This is a genomic window from Halopseudomonas salegens (genome assembly GCF_900105655.1).
Lineage (GTDB): Bacteria > Pseudomonadota > Gammaproteobacteria > Pseudomonadales > Pseudomonadaceae > Halopseudomonas > Halopseudomonas salegens.
In genome coordinates this window covers 224156-240201 of the sequence record NZ_LT629787.1, presented here as the reverse complement: position 1 = coordinate 240201, position 16046 = coordinate 224156, and the positions used below count along the sequence as shown (strand labels likewise).

Genomic DNA, 16046 nt, shown 5'->3' with positions numbered 1-16046 from the left:
CGTTTTAGTTTAGAGTAATTACTCAATAACAAGAATGAGCATTACCCATGAGTGCACACGAACCGCAACCGGACACCCTGCTGGATGTCATCATCGTTGGCGCTGGCCTGTCCGGCATTGGCGCAGCCGTTCGGCTGAAGCAGCAATGCCCGGATAAAAGCTTCACCATTCTGGAAGCACGCGACGCCATCGGCGGCACCTGGGATCTGTTCCGCTACCCGGGCATCCGTTCCGATTCGGACATGTACACCCTGAGCTACGACTTCAAGCCCTGGACCAACGACAAGGCCATCGCCGACGGCCCGGACATTCGCGCCTATATCAACGAAACCGCCGACCAGTACCACGTTCGTGACCACATTCGCCTCGGCCACCGCGTGATCAAGGCCGACTGGTCCAGTGAACAGGCTTGCTGGACCCTGGAGGTCGCGCATACGGACAGCGCCGGCAACGCGCAACACAGCACCCTGCGTGGGCGCTTTCTGTACCTGTGCAGCGGTTACTACAGTTACGAGGAAGCCTATCGCCCCGATTTTCCGCAGGAAGAGAGCTTCAAGGGCCGGATTGTGCATCCGCAGTTCTGGCCGGAAGACCTCGATTACCGCAACCAGCGGGTCGTGGTCATCGGCAGCGGTGCCACCGCCATTACCCTGATCCCGGCGATGGCCAAAGAGGCTGCGCATGTCACCATGCTGCAACGCTCGCCGACCTATGTGGTCAATCGCCCGCTGCGCGACAAGATGGCCCTGACAATGCAGCGGTTCATGCCCGCCGGCGTCGCGCACAGCCTGACGCGATGGAAGCACATCCTGCTCGGCATTTTCTATTTCCGCCTGGCCAAGCGCCGCCCGGCAATGTTCAAAAAGCGCCTGATTCAGATGGCATCGGACGAATTGGGGCCGGATGTGGATACCAGACACTTCACCCCGGACTACAACCCCTGGGACCAGCGCATCTGCGTCGCTCCGGATGGCGATCTGTTCAAGGACATCCGCCAGGGGCGTGCCAGTGTGGTCACCGACCATATCGAACGCTTTACTGCCGATGGCGTGCAACTGAAGAGTGGCAACACCCTGCCTGCCGACCTGATCGTCGTTGCCACCGGGCTCAAACTGAATATGCTCGGCGACATTCAGGTGCAGGTAGACGGCAAAGCGGTCAACCCGGCCGACACCATGGCCTACAAGGGCATGATGCTCAGCGGTGTACCCAACTGCGCCATGGCCTTCGGTTACGTCAATTCCTCCTGGACGCTGAAGGCCGACCTTACCGCTGACTATGTCTGCCGCCTGCTGCGCCATATGGATGCCAACCAGCTGGCAGTCGCCATCCCCGAGCGTGACCCTGACGTGGCCGAAGAGCCCTTCCTCAGCTTCACCTCCGGTTATGTGCAGCGAGCCTCAAGGGTATTGCCCAAGCAGGGCGACCGCGTACCCTGGCAGGTCTATCAGAATTACCTGCAAGACCGTAAGGTGATGCGCAAAAGCCCAATCGACGATGGTGTACTACGCTTTTACCCGGTGCCAGACAAAGCTGCCCACAAGGCAGCGGCCGTTGGCGAAAGCGCCTGACCCATCCAGCCCAGGGAACCCGGCATGTCGATTACTCGCCGCAACGCAGTCTTGCTCGTTACCAGCCTGCTACTCAGCGCCTCTGCGCTGGGTAGCTCCGCACCCGACCTGGCCAGCGCCAGCTTCACAGACATACTGACCTACTGCCAACAGCACCCCGACACCCAGGGCAAGGACGCAACAACCGGTGATTGCCTCGGCGAACAGACCGAACAACTCGAGCACCTGGCCCAGACCCGCCAGGCCACGCTGCTGGACAACCAGTGCCCGGCAGTCAAGCTGCAGGCCATGATCGCCCAGCAGCAATGGCAGAGCTACCGCACCAACCAGTGCGGCCTGTACCGCGCCATGGCCGACAACACCACCATGTACGACAACAGCCAGGCCTGCCGCCTGCAACTGACCCTGGACTACCGCGATCAGGTCAGCTTTCTGGCCGAACACACACCGCAAGCCCCCCTGCCCTGCGATACCAGCCCTTGAAATCCGTCGGTTCGCCCACAGATAGATTTCAGGGACAGAATCACCGCCAGCCGCGAAAGCAACTGGCAACCGTGGAACCACTCACGTAGAATGCTGTCCTAGTAACAGACCAGCAAGACTTGGGGCCGATTAGGATTCGACGACGGTTACAAAGCTTGAGGGGCATGCCGAGTTGGTAACAGAACTCGTAAATCCACTGTTGCAAACCTATATAATTGCCAATGACGACAATTATGGTGCTCAACTAGCTGCGTAAGCAGCCTAGTCGCACTTCTGGTAGCTTCGGCTCCAGCAATCATTAGAGGATGCCTGTAAACTCGAAGTGATTGTCATATAGAACAGGATCGTCGCCTAGTATGTTACGGACGAAGCGACTAAACATCACGTAACTCGCTCCAAACACCCTGCCTCTCGGGCGGTGCGGAGTTAACTTAATTGAGACGGCTAAGCATGTAGAACCGATAGTGGCGGACTGGCGGACGGGGGTTCAAATCCCCCCGGCTCCACCAAACAAGCAAGACGAAAAGCCCTGACAATCCTGGTGATTGTCGGGGTTTTTTGTGCCCGGAATTTGAGGAGAGACCAAACCTTCCATATCCGTCAGCTTTGTTCCACTATATTCAGCAATAGCCAGGCGCTGGTACGCCCGAAGGAACGGACATGGATGAGAATATAAAGCGACAAATGGAAAGCCTGAAACCATGCATTGACGACGCACCCACCAGGGTGCGAAGTCGAAAGAAGAAAAGCCCCATAGGTGTCTCAATACTACTGGCCGTCAGCGTGATAGGTGGCGTTATTTATATGGCCGACAGGAACGGATGGGCGGAGTATCACGAGCAACAGCTAACACAGCCCACAGCGAACCTGAATCAAGAGTCAGCACCCGTACTGGCAACAGACCAGAGCATGAATATTGGAGAAGCCGCCGAGGCTGCAAAGGATATTTACCTGGAACAAGTGAACGAGATGCTTAGCCAGAGTACCGAATGGGGGTTGTGTGAGGCCTACAAGGATAGCGAGTCCGAACTGGGCAAGGTTATCAGGCAACAAAACTGCAAGCCTGATCCAGTAGCTGAAATAGAGTGGATTGATGACACCGCAGAAAACAGCGCTGAAAGACAAACAGTATTCAATGATGCGAACTATCGACCATCAGGGACAGTAAACACAATCAGCATGCCGGGCCCTGAAGCTTCTCAGCAAAGCACTGCCCAGCGCGCACAACCTTATGTAACCGTGGTAGAGGAGACAAGGGCCAGCTGCGGACTATTCAAAGAAGGGTCAACACAGTGCAGGCAGCATAAGGCAAGGATGCGTCAACACTGGCAAAGGCAATGCGAGATCAATCAGAGTTCACATGCATGCGCACAAGCAAACCGGTATGACCTCAGATAAACAGAATGAAACCAGTGCACCAGATTGGAGTCGATTGTGTGGCCCCACGCCGGCTGCATGACTTGAAAGGCAATCACGTTGACAGGCATGCCCCCGCCTCTATACTGAAAGCGCACGTCAGATTGCAGTAAACTCTGCGACCTTTTGCGATCTAGTGCCTCACACACAGACTAAAAACCAACCAATTGGATAATCAGGCTAATGCGCAACTTTTTCTTAAGTCTTTGCATGATTGCAATCATAGTCGGCGTTTCGCCTGCTCACGCTGACGAGGCCGCTGGTCCCATTGGCATCGTCGCCATTCAAACCGGACAAATGAAGGCGATTCGCGATGGGGAAACGATAACCCTGGCAGTTGGCGACCTGGTATTCGAAGGGGATGAACTGACAACCGGTGATGACTCCTTTGCCAAAGTAATCCTCACCGGCGACGAGACGAACAACATTAACCTTGGCAAGAATGCGCGGCTGAAAATGACCTCGTACAAGGTGTCCGAAGCCGGCGAGGTGCTCGGTGGTCATTTTGAAGCGGTCTCAGGTTTTTATACCATGTCTCTGCTCGGCCTTAGAGAAGGCGCAGACTTCAGTTTTGCTACCGACGTTGCAACCCTGAAGGTAGCGGGTACGTCCTGGGCAATCGACACGGCAGGCAATATGGTGTGTACCAGCGGCCAACTGATCATTACCCACGCCGCAACCGGCAAGACATTTACCGTCAACCCCGGCCAGATGTTTTCCCTTCACGGGTTTCAGAACAACCCGGTTGTTTCCACTGCGTCTGAAGCAATAATGAGAAACATCGATGGAGCCACAAAGTATTATCAAGTAAACGAGAGCACCAAAAAAGTCTTGCATGAACGGCTTGGTGGCGAGGCTGATGGCAGGGTCACCACTATGTCAGTGGATCTGAGCACTGGCAATATCTATGCTGATTCCGAGTTTGAAAGTTTCATGGAATTCGCCGGCACAGCTATTTATGCCGTTGGCAGACAGTTCCCGTCAAACACATCCTCGAGTGGCACGAATCAAACGCCCCCGCAAGGTTCGGGCGGTCCAGCCCCGGCATCAGGTACCTAAGAACGCCTGGTTATCAGCCTGACTTCAGTGAAGTTCATATGGACTTCACTGAAGTGAAATTGCCCCACAATCCATGCACGCACCTGAGCAGCCTTCGTGGATTATGGTGTTAACAACCCGTTCTGACGGCAGTTATGGGACCGGTCGGAATCACACCGCGTTTTTTCGCAGTACATAGACGCGCCACATGGCATAACCAGGCAAAAATCATGCCGGTTTACCAGCGAAAAACCCGCCTCGCGAAATTCTGCTTCAATAGCGCTTCGCGCCACAACAAAACGATTCTGATTCTGGCCCGGACGCCCATGGGCAGAGCGATGTGCTTCCAGCCGACGACGTTTCCAGGCTTTGAAGTTGCCATCAACCCACAGGGAAATGATCAATGTATCTCGGGTGACGCGCGCGCACTCGCGCAGCAAGGCCAGACGATGCTCTGCGGATGCCACGTGATGTATGAGCCGCATGCAGAAAATGCTGTCCACAGCGTTGTCACCGAGGTCAATGTCAAAAGCGGAGGTCTGGAACATCTTAACTCTGGCAACCAGCTCGGGTGGCTGTGCGTTACGCGCCGTCTCAAGCATGTCACTGGAATAATCAGCGGCCAGAATCGTACGTTGGGGTGCTTCAGCCAGAACGGGCCTGAAGCGACCAGCTCCACAGGGCAGGTCAAGAACCAGGCCAGGTTCTCCCGCGTCTTTCAACGCCTTGCGGGCCAATTGCATGTCGCGCCAGTTTGAAAGTCGGCGGGCTAAACCGTCCTGATGCTTCACGAGGTATTGCTGAGCATGTTGCTGGTCGTATTTACTGGAAAAATCGAGTTCAATCGTGTTGTTTTCTGACATGGCAACAATCCTCTGAAAAGTTGCCACCAGACTAAGAGCCCGCGGATCAATGCTGCGTCAAAAAGATGTGAAAAAACCGTTGGATACCTATTTTAGTCGCACTTCGAAACAACTTCCTTCGGGGGTCAGCGAATACATCTGCACGTCCCAACCCTGCAACTCACAAATGCGCTTGACCAAAGACAGGCCCAACCCAAAACCTTCACCCCGTGCCTCGCTGCCGCGGAAAAAAGGCTGAAAAATATCTGATTGCTGTGCGCCGGGCACACCCTGCCCGGAGTCTTCAACCCGGAACCCGTGAGTTGTCAGCACAAGCCGTACCTCTCCCTCGTTCGTGTAGTGCAACGCATTGCGCAACAAATTGGATACGATCGTACTGAGCAGACCGGGGTGATACTCGCCTTCATCGTCATCCTCGAGCAGCAACTGAAAGTCGAGTCCCTTGTCATCAAAGGCGGCTTGCCACTGTTCAAATTGCCATTGAGCTCTCTGTAACAGGCTTGCGCTGCCTGTAAGACGCTCAGAGCGCGAGGTCGACCGGGCCAGTAACAGAAAGGTTTCGACTAATCCACGCATCTCTTCGGCCGCCCGCTTTATCCGGGTCACCTGACGACGCTCACGGGCCGCCAATGTTGACGCCTCCAGCAACTCGGACGAAGAGGTAATAATCATCAAGGGGGTACGCAATTCATGGCTGACGTCGCTGGTAAACAGACGCTCACGCTGCAATGCACTGCGCAATTGGCCAAATGAGGCGTCGAAAGAAGCGGCCAGATAACCCACTTCATCTTCGGGGTAATCCGGCGCCAGGGGAGGAGCTATAGGAAGTGGACAATAGCAACAATGGAAAGCGAAAAAACGCCACTGACTACCAGCGTCATAAGCGTGAAAGCAATGGTAATCCGCCGGGCTAGTGGTTGCGCAGGCATCATTCCGCTCGCTCGGCAAGACAGTATCCAACACCATGCACGGTATGGATCAAAGGTGCCGCAAAAGGCTTGTCAATCACTTGGCGTAATTGGTGGATCTGGCTACGCAGGCTATCGCTTTGTGGCAGTTCCTCGCCCCACAGCCCCTCCTCCAGCACCTCTCGACGTAATACCGCAGGGCTTCGCCGCATGAGCAGTTCGAGCAGCTTGAGACCGGTGCGATTCAGCTTTAAAAGCTGCCCCGCTCGCCTGACCTGCAGTGTATCCAGGTCGTAGCTCAGGTCTGCCACGCTCAACTGCTGTGCAGAGCTACCTTGGCTGCGACGCAAGATCGCATAGATGCGTGCAACCAGTTCGGATAATGCAAAGGGTTTGACAAGGTAATCATCGGCCCCAGAGTGCAGCCCCTGCAGACGGTCATCCAGCGCATCACGCGCTGTCAGCATTATGATCGGTGTAGCAAACCCGGCATCTTCACGCAATCGCTTACAGACCTGGTAGCCATCCATACCGGGCAGCATGATATCCAATACAATCAGGTCATAGTGTGCACTCACCGCCCGGTGCAACCCCGTCACACCGTCCTGGGCGCAATCCACCGAGAAGCCTTTGAGCTCAAGGTAATCCAGCACATTCGCCAGGATATCTTTATTGTCTTCAATGACCAGAATGCGCATATACCCCCTACTTTGACAGCGTTACACCTGTACCTTGACACCATCACAGCACAAGGCCATATCAGCGAGGATTCTCTGGGATGCCGGCCTTGCTCAGCGCGAAGCAAGTGCCGATGACGTCGTCAAAAAATCGAGGTGCGTTCCTCACCTTATCCAAGCAGGTTAGTACCTACCAACGCCAGAGCGGTACCGAGCACTGCAAGCGCAAACAGTACCAGCAGCCCGTCACGCACGACCAGCGCAAGCCCGAGTGCCAGGAAGGACAGTCCGGCGGCCGATGAGGAAAATGGCACCAGTTCCATGAATGGCATGACCAGCCCCACCACGACGCAAAGCGCGGCTACTCCGTAGCTGCCTGTTCTTCGCACCAGAAATGTCAGCCGGGGTTTCAGCACCCGGTCTATGACCCGGGCCGGCTTGCTGAGCCAGTCCAGCGCCTTCTGTAATTTGGCGTTGTTGACCGAGCGAGTCAGGATGTATTGCGGCAACCAGAAATGCTTTCTTCCAATCAACATTTGTACCGCTACCAGCAAGACGACCGTTGCCATGAAAATCGACATGCCCGGCACGCCGCTCAGTGGCGAAAAAAGTATCATGCCAATGAGCATCAGCATCGGTCCAAAGGACCGGCTGCCGATCGACTCTACGACCATCGCAATCGATACCCGATCGTTGTCACGCGCCAGCTCACCGATGTGATCAAGCAGTTGCTCGAGGTTTTGCAACGGCTGCTTCATCGCAGGAATCCTGTAGACAAATCAAACGCCTTGTGCGGTAAATTCCCGGGATCGGGGCGGCCAAGTCAAGAAGCGTTCAATGTAACCCTTCACGATGGCCGGCGTCGAGAACCTGCAGGCAAGTCGTATTTGCCACGACTCAGCCTGTGAGCGCGCCCGCCGCCGCGCCCGCCGCTATGGCCCGACACGCGGATTACATTCAGCAAGCAAGGTCTGGCGCTGAACATATCAGGGCAACACAACCGTGATTGTATGACGCCTTGAGACAAAATCTGCTAAAGTCCCCCGCCTTTATGTCGATACGAAATAACCGAGTTACTGAGATCAAGCCGTTGGCAGTGTTTCGCTGAAACATAACCCGGCGACAATGACCCGTTAGATCCCTTTATCCCACGTAGTTTGAATGTTGCTTGTTACCTTCAAGTGGAGACACTGCTGTGCTTAATTTGTTGTCGATCAAAAATCGTCTGATTGTCGTTATCGTTACTCCCCTGGCCGCAATGCTGTGCCTTTCCCTCTACGGCTTGCTGGTTTTCAAGAATATCAACGCCGGCGTCACCGGTATCTATAGCGACCGCGTCGTTCCTCTGCAGGATCTGAAAGACATTTCGGACAATTACGCAGTATTGGTCATTGATGCGGTGAACAAGGCCAATGCCGGCATGGTAAGTGGCCGCGAGGCTGCCGAGCAGATCACTCAGGCCCGGCAATTGATTGATAGCCGCTGGCAGGAATACCTGGCTACCGAATTAACGGCCACAGAGCGCACCCTTGTCGATCAGACCCAGGCGCTGTTTCGCCCGGCCAATCGCGAAATCGAAACAGCCCTGTCGCAGCTGTCGCGCTACCCTGGCAGCGCTGAACAAGAATTGCACAGCAGCATCGAACCGCTGTACCTGGCCATAGATCCGGTAACGGACAAGATCTCCGAACTGGTCGCCCTGCAGATCGACGAAGCCGGCGTAGCCAGGGACCAGGTGGCCCGACTGTATGCCCAATCCAACCGCATCTATATCGGTACCACTGCCTTGATGTTGCTGCTCCTGGTTGGGTATGGCTTGCTGATGTACCGCTCGATCAAAACGCCGCTGGAAGCGTTACGGAAGTCCATGGATGAGCTTGCCCATCACTCTGACCTGTCGGTAAGGGTGCCGGTCATTGGTAAAGACGAGATTGCGGATGTTGCGCTCAGCGTTAACGATGTTGTCGCCCGGATCGACAAGGTGTTTTCACGCTTGACCGCCGCCTCTCAAGAAACCGCCTCAGCGGCAGAGGAAATGTCCTCTGTGAGCGTACAGACAAAGAGGAACATTGAAGCCCAGACCGAGCAGACCAACCAGGTAGCTGTCGCCATGAACGAGATGGCCGCTGCGGCTGCCGACGTATCGCGCAGCGCCACCGAAACCCAGTCAGCGGTGACCAATGCCCAAACGCTCAGCCACACGGGGCGGAAATTCGGCGAGGACGGCAGCCGGGGTCTGGCCGAGCTGTCTGAGGAGATTGGTCGTATCGCTGACAGCATTGCCAATCTGGCGCAACGCAGTTCAGACATCCGCCAGGTAGTAGAGGTCATTACCTCGATTGCCGACCAGACCAATCTGTTGGCTCTCAATGCGGCGATTGAAGCAGCCAGAGCCGGTGAGCAAGGCCGAGGGTTTGCGGTAGTGGCTGACGAGGTCCGGTCTTTGGCCAAGCGAACCCAGGATTCCACTGAAGAAATCACCACAGTCATCAGTGCGCTGCAGCGGGAAAGCCAGGAGGCAACGGCTGCCATGCAGTCCGGACGAGAAAAGGTCGAGGACACACGGGCTCTTGGGGAAAAAGTCGCGGAGCAACTCAGAGACATTTCGGCCGCTCTGGATCAGGTAACCGAGATGGGTACCCAGATTGCCAGCGCTGCTGAACAGCAATCCGTTGTTGCTGATCAGGTCAGCGGTAATGTGTCGTCGATTATGGGAATAGCACAAGAGAACCACGCGGGCTCTCAGCATGTCGCCGAAGGCAGCGCCGAGTTGGCCCGTCTGGCGGCACAGTTGCAGGACATGGCGGCAGAGTTTCGCAGCAGTTGACGGTATTCCCGCCACAACCGGAAGGTGGTGGCGGGCTTCTCGCTAGACGTAAAAGTCCAGATCTTCCTGAGCTTTCAACAGATCCCGCATCTTGATCGGATCATCGCCGAAGAAGAAGATCAGACCCCAGTGGGTGCCAAAGGCTGACCGGTCTGGAACGGTCTCTTCTGCCGGCGCGACCAGTTCGTGCGATTCAAAGTAGGGATGTTCGATCGTTTCCGGCGGCATTTCCAGTTTGCTGACCACACGGCGGCGTGGATAGACGCCGAAACAACCCGCATAGCCCTTGGCATCTTCCACTTCGCGGGGGAAGAAGGCGTCGACTTCTTCTTTCGTGCTTTTCGGGTCGAATACCAGCATGGATGCCTGGTAGGCATTGAATCCGTAAGCGCGCTCGATCAACTCAAACGCCTTGAACCCCGGCGGACGATAGGCCACTTCACCAAAGTACATTTCACCGTCAGCGGTGACGAAGTACTCGGGGTGAATCAGGCCAAACTGGATGTCGAAGGTCTTGATCAGCAACTCGATCTGTTTGGTGATTGCCGGCCGCCAGCTCTCCAGCTCTGCCGTAGCGGGGACGAATACCGAGTACCCCAGGGTCACGTATTCAGAAATGTTGAGGAACTTGATCTTGCCATCGTGAATCCAGGCCTCGACGGCGAATTCCCAACCATCCAGGTGACTTTCCATCAGCAGGGGATATTCCTCGGCCGGGATGCTGTCGATCTCTTCGATCTTGCGGATCATCCGGTGGCCCAGGCAGCCGGCCTTGTCGAAGGCTTTGACGTGAATCGGGTCATCCGGGTCGCCATCCAGCTTGAGCAGGGTCTGGTTGACGCGCTTCATAAAGCGGACGATGTCTTCTTTCTCGTGGGCTTCTTCGAAAATCCCGACACGAATACCGCCAAGCTGGGCGCGACGCTTCATCAGCGCCTTGTCACGGAACAGGATGGACTGCCCGTACATCCGCGGATTCTTCAGCAAAACGGAGTTGATGGCACCGGACCACTCAACGGTCTCTTCAAACAGCGGGATGGCGACATCGACGCCTTCAGCCAGCAGCTTTTCGGCGATCTCCAGCGAGCGATCATTCAAACGAATAAAATCCCACTGGATGAAAGGAATGTTGTTAGCCGTACAGAAATCCGCAGCCCAATCCGGCGCGACGACGATATAACGGCGATCGAATTTTTGCGCTGCCTTGATGGCATTCACACTCCAGCCAAGCAGTGCGATATAGCCCTTGTTCGGATCCTTGGGGGTTTCGGTGCCTTTCACCGAATCCATGGATTCGTCACGCCAGGCCAGTACTTCTTGAGATAATTCAGTTTCACTTGTAATCGACATGCGACGTACTCCTGAATAGTCTCCTCACCACAAACCCAAACCAGACTGACATCACCAGGTGACCTCAGCCGCAAACAGTATTGTCAAGAGGGGATAAGCTAGCTGGCAACCGGGCTGTTTCAAGTGCGCCCAGGCTGCATGATCGAGCCAGTAAACTGCGGTATAAATGGAATCTGGCTACAAACCACTATAGACCAACCATGGGATAAAGGGAAAAAGCCGGTCAGAACCCCAGGGCCCCGCGGCGCAGCCAACCATGTACAAAGGCCAGCTTGCGATGGGCGGTTTCCGACAGCGCAAAGGGATAAAGGTCGGACAGGCCCATTGATCGGTTGATGTGATTGACCCGCGCAGCCAGTGCAGTCGCAACATTGATCAGCAAGGCGCAATCAGGCTCTGAGTAAGGGTCCCAGTTGTGCCGGGGCAGCTCTGGGGAGGTCAGCCCGGTGGCCACGAAACTGTCGGTTATATCCGTCAGATGCAACAGATGCGCGGCGGTTTCGGCCCAGTCTTCATGGGGGTGCGATGAGGCGTATGAGGTCAGGTAAAACAGCTCCCAGTCTTGCGGTGGGCCCTGATCGAAATGTTTTTGCAGCGCAGCCGTGTAGTCGGTGCGTTCATCACCAAACATGTCCCGGAAGGCGAGCAGAAAGTCCTCCCGCAAGCTCAGCCGCCACCACAGCATATGCGCAATCTCATGACGCATATGCCCGATCATGGTCCGGTAAGGCTCGTACAGGGCTTCTCTGCGCGTAACCCGCACCACCGGGTCAGCCTCGGAGACGCTGATGGTTACCACGCCATCGCCATGCCCCATGGCGGCCAGCGTGTGCCCATCGGCAAGCATATGGAAGATGGGCCGCATGCCAGAATCTTCCGGCCGGAACCAGTGCCAGCGACCGAAATTATCCAGCACCCAGCGCTTGGCGGCCTCGGTCACGGCCCAGTTCTCCATGGCGTTGGGAAGCGTCGGGTCCGGCGCCAGTGCCGTCATGGCACAGGCACGGCAAAAGGCTCCTTCCTCCGGGGCAATCCAGTTACAGCCAATGATCTCGCGATTGGCGCAGAATGGCGGCATGGGCAAGAAGGTTCGAGCCTGGGGATCGTAGGCTACCGGGGTACCCTCGGCGGTGGTCAGATTATGGAACCAGAGAGTTCCGGCACCCACCGGATTGGAAAATGCCAACATAAAAACAAAGCTCCTGACTAACTGCGCTATTCAGCAGATAGTTTTCGGGTAGACAACTAACCTATACCCTTTCGGCCAGAATGACCAACCGCAAGCCTCTTCATGGCTCAATCAGCCTGTCGCCCTGGTCCTTGCCCTGAACCGAAGCATGTTCGATGGTGGCATTCAACTCCGCCCCCAGCAGCAGAACGGCCGACGAAATGTAGAAGAAGAACATCAGCACAATGATGGCGCCAATACCGCCATACATCACATCGTAATTGCCGAAATTGCTCACATAGATGCTGAGCCCTACGGATGCGGCTATCCAGATAATGACTGCAACCACTGAACCCGGAGTGATAAAGCGGAATTTCTGCTCTGCATTCGGCATCAGGTAATAAAGAATGGCGACCACCAGCATCAGCAAAACGACTGCCAACGGCCAACGCAGCAAAGCCCAGAGTGTAACCGCCAGTTCGCCGACCCCCACCCAGGCACCCAGCCACTCGATCGTCTGCGGCCCAACAACCATCAGGGCGGTAGCGAACAACAGCATCACGGCAACCCCGATGGTATACACCACGGACAACAACAACAGCTTCCAGGCCGGCCTGGATTCGGTGATGTTGTATGCCTTGTTCATCGCGTTCATCAGCGAGCGAATGCCCTTGGATGCAACCCCGATGGCGATCAGTATGGCCACCGAAAAAATGCTGTTGTTGCTGTCCTGCAGGTCGCTGATGACAGTATCAATCAGGTCATGCGTGGTGGGCGGCAGCACCAGCAGCGTCTGCTCCCGCATCCGGTCGAAAACGTCGCCCAGATTGAGGAAGCTCAGCATTGCGATGAGAAAAAGCAGAAACGGGAACAGCGCGAACAGGGCCCGGTATGACAAGGCTGCCGCGTAGGTAGACATGTCATCATCGATGAAATTTCTGGCCGTATTCTTGATCAGCGAAAAAAACTCGCCCCTTGCAGGCCCAGTATAGCCACAGCCGCACCTCGTTGGTTTCGCGTCCAATTGTCTGCTGATTGTACTGTCACCCAGCTCCGTCAAACATTAAAACAAGGCCGCCAGCTTGCTCGATTGATGCTCCATCATGTAGATTAAACCGACAAAGGCAGGATGCCATAAAACATAAAAGGAGTTTCACATGGGATGTAGAATCAAGCTCGTCAGAACGACGGAAACAGCAGAATCATTTATCAGCGATCTGTATCTCAACGGCATTAAAATCGGATATGCGTTAGAGCTACCCTGGAAAGATAATCAGGAATTTATTAGCTGCATACCTGCAGGCCAATATACGGCCTTTATCCGCAAAGCAGAAACCTCGAAGTGGTCTCACGACACCATTCAACTTCATCATGTTCCTGAGCGCTCAGCCATTCAAATACACCGTGGCAATTTTCCTGACGACACAGATGGCTGCATACTGCCAGGCACGTCTAAAGGTCAAAATTCTGTAGGGAGCAGTAGAATCGCTTTGGACAAAATCATGGCCGCAGCCGTCGATGCTGGCATCATCTTCGTTGAAATTAGCGAGCAATCCAAATGACCAGAATGCAAGCACCGACTCGCCCAGTGTTGCCAGGACTCGTTTTGCTTGTGTTCATGCTGGCCGCAGGCCTGATAAGCCCGTTTGCCAATGCAGCCAAAAGCGACTCTGAAAAAACGCTGGCGGCTTTTGAAGCCTTTACCAGTGCACCAAGCAAGATTACACAGCAAGCCCTGATGCAGTATTTCAGCCAACAGGCAACTCACCCCATAACGGAAAGGACGCCTGAATTCGAACAAATGGTTCTGGAAGGTCACCCTCTGGCACTGGAGGTGGCTTTTGAATGTATGGGGTATACAGATGGAGCTGAATCCTTGCATCTCCGTTGGCTGATCGGACAAAGCATCATGTCGAACCCTGAAGGCTTTCTGAAAGCTGTGACCAAGTACCGGCACACTATTCAACGGCTAGGCGCATTGGTCGGTTATCTCGGCCCTGATTATGTCGACAACTTATCTGCCAGCATCCTAGGACTTGAAGAGCGTTACATGGCTCTGCGAGATATAGACTCGCCGGAATACAGCGAAGCCCGTGATGAAGTGTTGCTGGCTTTAAGCAAGCGGATTTACCAGCGCCGCGAACAGATGCAGGAGATCTCATCAGACTCTGAACTGCGTCACGACTGATTGGGCAATGACTACACGAGGCTAGGTCTAGCGCTCTACTCAGTCCGGACATCAACGCAGTTGGAAATAGGCTCGCCCGGAACACGGCGTTGCATTGCTTCCGGCCCGTATTCGCTGCGTCTCGGATGTCTATCCGAAGCACCCAATTGTTTTCGAACCTAATCATAGTAGTGTCAGCCTGATCTGCCCACCGATGATGAACACCCCGTTAAACGAGCAAGCTGCGCGACAGTGGTTAGATCAGCGCGGCTGTCCGGGTGGAACGGGCGGGTTTTCGCCTCGGGCGCGCATCTGGTCACGTACCTCGATAGGCGAATCTGGTGGCCACTTGGCGCCCTTTTCGATCATCAGGTCGCGAAGTTCGAGGAATTGGGTATGGATGGGGTTGCCGGGGCGCATATCTTGAACTGATAGATATACGGACCAACTTACCGATGATCCATTTGTTTTGTAGGTATTGAAGTCGGCACCTTGATTAACAAGATAGATTGCAATATCAGGCTCCACGCTTGTAGTGGCACTATGCAATGCAGTTCCCCCAATGCTGTCACGGGCATCGATATGGGTACCACGTTCCAGCAACAGCTTGACATGTTCCAGCCCGCCGAAAACCCCACGCTGAAGCATCAGCTCTTGCCGTGGGTGTTGATGATTGGGTGAGATCCCCCCGTCGAGCATGGCCTTGAGGTAACGAGTGTCATCGTGCTTCATGAAGGTAAATTGCAAGGCGCTACCGATGCCTTGTGCTATTTGTGCGTCCGGATTAACACCCAACTCCACCAATGTTTGGATGGCATCGAAGTTTTCGTTGGCGATAGCGAACCACATCAGGTCCATGTCCTTTTCGCCTTTAAGACTTAGGTCCTGCCCCTCTGCCAGTTGCCTTAGCTGGGCCATGTCGTTGCGTTCGATCGCCCGGGCCAGCAGCAGATAGTGGCCCTCGAAGAAGGTGCTGGCGGGGTATGAATGGTTCATAAAACGGCTACCTTGGCCACTGCCTGGAAAGCAGGCAGTGAGCAGAAGCGTTAAGCCAAGAATCAGCCAGTTGCGGCGTGACAGTAGAATGGACACCTTGATTGATAGCGCTGTTTTCATTAAAAGCTCGCCCCCATCAGCTCTCTCCCTGGTGATACGGTTTGACCAGGCAGTGCCAGTTGCTGCCGTCATAGGCATGAACCTCATGCCGGGTGGCCGCCACCAGTAGACCGTCATAGGCATCCAGAAAGCCTGCGTGGGTAATATCCTTGCCGTTATGCGTGGGACGGCGTAACCGCTGGCCATCCCAGACCCGTAGCTGGTAATCAGAGCTGAGCCACAGCATGCCGTCGAACCACACACTGTCGTTGAACAGAATACTGGAGCCCAAGCCACCAACCCGCTCCCAGGTATCCGTCTCCCCCACCCACAGGCTGCCGCCTTCACCGGAGATATAGACCTTGCCATCGGGGGCAACCGTCACTGTTCCCAGTTGCTCATTGCTCGGGAAGTCGCACTGTCGCCAGATACTGCCGTCGTAGCGCCAAACATCTGTAGTGTTCATAATTCTGTGTCACCTCT

15 protein-coding genes, 1 other RNA gene and 1 pseudogene are annotated in these 16046 nt (G+C 55.1%); 8 read left to right on the top strand and 9 right to left on the bottom strand.

Going from position 1 to position 16046, the window contains the following annotated elements; all coding sequences use genetic code 11:
• Positions 1 to 47 precede the first annotated feature (47 nt).
• The 5 genes from BLU07_RS01055 (at position 48) to BLU07_RS01035 (ending at position 4529) form a co-directional block, all read left to right on the top strand.
• Positions 48 to 1571 (top strand): flavin-containing monooxygenase, encoded by a 1524-nt coding sequence (locus BLU07_RS01055; RefSeq protein WP_092383291.1) that lies wholly within the window; start codon positions 48 to 50, stop codon positions 1569 to 1571.
• Between the two features lie 24 nt (positions 1572 to 1595).
• Positions 1596 to 2054 carry a lysozyme inhibitor LprI family protein gene (locus BLU07_RS01050; protein ID WP_092383289.1) on the top strand — a complete coding sequence of 153 codons (459 nt, stop codon included), beginning with the start codon at positions 1596 to 1598 and terminating at the stop codon, positions 2052 to 2054.
• Positions 2055 to 2175: 121 nt separating this feature from the next.
• Positions 2176 to 2563: a transfer-messenger RNA gene (gene ssrA / locus BLU07_RS01045) on the top strand.
• A 151-nt stretch (positions 2564 to 2714) separates the two neighbouring features.
• A complete protein-coding gene (locus BLU07_RS01040) occupies positions 2715 to 3452 on the top strand; it encodes a hypothetical protein (RefSeq protein ID WP_092383287.1) in 738 nt (245 codons plus the stop codon).
• A 201-nt stretch (positions 3453 to 3653) separates the two neighbouring features.
• Positions 3654 to 4529, top strand: coding sequence for a hypothetical protein (locus BLU07_RS01035; protein WP_157719043.1), 876 nt, complete (start codon positions 3654 to 3656; stop codon positions 4527 to 4529).
• A 150-nt stretch (positions 4530 to 4679) separates the two neighbouring features.
• On the opposite strand, the pseudogene BLU07_RS01030 reads toward BLU07_RS01035, so the two are convergent.
• The 4 genes and pseudogenes from BLU07_RS01030 to BLU07_RS01015 form a co-directional block, all read right to left on the bottom strand.
• Positions 4680 to 5371: pseudogene (locus tag BLU07_RS01030) on the bottom strand (class I SAM-dependent methyltransferase).
• Positions 5372 to 5458: 87 nt separating this feature from the next.
• Complete coding sequence (locus BLU07_RS01025; RefSeq protein WP_331457074.1) at positions 5459 to 6154, bottom strand: sensor histidine kinase; 696 nt, start codon at positions 6152 to 6154, stop codon at positions 5459 to 5461.
• 145 nt (positions 6155 to 6299) lie between these two features.
• A complete protein-coding gene (locus tag BLU07_RS01020) occupies positions 6300 to 6977 on the bottom strand; it encodes a response regulator transcription factor (protein ID WP_092383283.1) in 678 nt (225 codons plus the stop codon).
• Between the two features lie 149 nt (positions 6978 to 7126).
• A complete protein-coding gene (locus BLU07_RS01015) occupies positions 7127 to 7714 on the bottom strand; it encodes an exopolysaccharide biosynthesis protein (RefSeq protein ID WP_092383281.1) in 588 nt (195 codons plus the stop codon).
• Between the two features lie 437 nt (positions 7715 to 8151).
• Between BLU07_RS01015 and BLU07_RS01010 the strand changes: the two genes are divergently transcribed.
• Entirely contained in the window at positions 8152 to 9783 is a 1632-nt protein-coding gene (locus tag BLU07_RS01010; RefSeq protein WP_172830078.1) for a methyl-accepting chemotaxis protein, read from the top strand.
• Positions 9784 to 9825: 42 nt separating this feature from the next.
• Here the strand turns inward: BLU07_RS01010 and BLU07_RS01005 are convergent, their stop codons facing one another.
• The 3 genes from BLU07_RS01005 to BLU07_RS00995 form a co-directional block, all read right to left on the bottom strand.
• A complete protein-coding gene (locus BLU07_RS01005) occupies positions 9826 to 11133 on the bottom strand; it encodes an ATP-grasp domain-containing protein (RefSeq protein ID WP_092383277.1) in 1308 nt (435 codons plus the stop codon).
• A 223-nt stretch (positions 11134 to 11356) separates the two neighbouring features.
• Positions 11357 to 12322, bottom strand: a complete 966-nt coding sequence (locus BLU07_RS01000) for a zinc-binding metallopeptidase family protein (protein ID WP_092383275.1) — start codon at positions 12320 to 12322, stop codon at positions 11357 to 11359.
• Between the two features lie 100 nt (positions 12323 to 12422).
• On the bottom strand, positions 12423 to 13259 hold the full coding sequence (locus BLU07_RS00995) for a YihY/virulence factor BrkB family protein (RefSeq protein ID WP_407920101.1): 837 nt from the start codon (positions 13257 to 13259) through the stop codon (positions 12423 to 12425).
• A 199-nt stretch (positions 13260 to 13458) separates the two neighbouring features.
• Here BLU07_RS00995 and BLU07_RS00990 point away from each other — a divergent pair, with 199 nt between their 5' ends.
• Both BLU07_RS00990 and BLU07_RS00985 read left to right on the top strand, forming a co-directional pair.
• A complete protein-coding gene (locus BLU07_RS00990; protein ID WP_092383271.1) occupies positions 13459 to 13863 on the top strand; it encodes a DUF5675 family protein in 405 nt (134 codons plus the stop codon).
• Positions 13864 to 13913: 50 nt separating this feature from the next.
• Positions 13914 to 14489, top strand: coding sequence for a hypothetical protein (locus BLU07_RS00985; RefSeq protein ID WP_157719040.1), 576 nt, complete (start codon positions 13914 to 13916; stop codon positions 14487 to 14489).
• 240 nt (positions 14490 to 14729) lie between these two features.
• On the opposite strand, the gene BLU07_RS00980 is transcribed toward BLU07_RS00985, so the two are convergent.
• On the bottom strand, positions 14730 to 15584 hold the full coding sequence (locus BLU07_RS00980; RefSeq protein ID WP_092383267.1) for an ankyrin repeat domain-containing protein: 855 nt from the start codon (positions 15582 to 15584) through the stop codon (positions 14730 to 14732).
• A 16-nt stretch (positions 15585 to 15600) separates the two neighbouring features.
• Positions 15601 to 16029: a hypothetical protein gene (locus BLU07_RS00975; RefSeq protein ID WP_092383265.1), complete on the bottom strand. Its 429-nt coding sequence runs from the start codon at positions 16027 to 16029 to the stop codon at positions 15601 to 15603.
• Positions 16030 to 16046: the final 17 nt, after the last annotated feature.

Bases quoted from the DNA above. Each gene is read 5' to 3' on its own strand.
- BLU07_RS01050 (WP_092383289.1), top strand. From the start codon at position 1,596: ATGTCGATTACTCGCCGCAACGCAGTCTTGCTCGTTACCAGCCTGCTA.
- BLU07_RS01055 (WP_092383291.1), top strand. From the start codon at position 48: ATGAGTGCACACGAACCGCAACCGGACACCCTGCTGGATGTCATCATC.
- BLU07_RS01000 (WP_092383275.1), bottom strand. From the start codon at position 12,322: ATGTTGGCATTTTCCAATCCGGTGGGTGCCGGAACTCTCTGGTTCCAT.
- BLU07_RS01040 (WP_092383287.1), top strand. From the start codon at position 2,715: ATGGATGAGAATATAAAGCGACAAATGGAAAGCCTGAAACCATGCATT.
- BLU07_RS01035 (WP_157719043.1), top strand. From the start codon at position 3,654: ATGCGCAACTTTTTCTTAAGTCTTTGCATGATTGCAATCATAGTCGGC.
- BLU07_RS00975 (WP_092383265.1), bottom strand. From the start codon at position 16,029: ATGAACACTACAGATGTTTGGCGCTACGACGGCAGTATCTGGCGACAG.
- BLU07_RS00980 (WP_092383267.1), bottom strand. From the start codon at position 15,584: ATGAAAACAGCGCTATCAATCAAGGTGTCCATTCTACTGTCACGCCGC.
- BLU07_RS00990 (WP_092383271.1), top strand. From the start codon at position 13,459: ATGGGATGTAGAATCAAGCTCGTCAGAACGACGGAAACAGCAGAATCA.
- BLU07_RS01005 (WP_092383277.1), bottom strand. From the start codon at position 11,133: ATGTCGATTACAAGTGAAACTGAATTATCTCAAGAAGTACTGGCCTGG.
- BLU07_RS01020 (WP_092383283.1), bottom strand. From the start codon at position 6,977: ATGCGCATTCTGGTCATTGAAGACAATAAAGATATCCTGGCGAATGTG.
- BLU07_RS01015 (WP_092383281.1), bottom strand. From the start codon at position 7,714: ATGAAGCAGCCGTTGCAAAACCTCGAGCAACTGCTTGATCACATCGGT.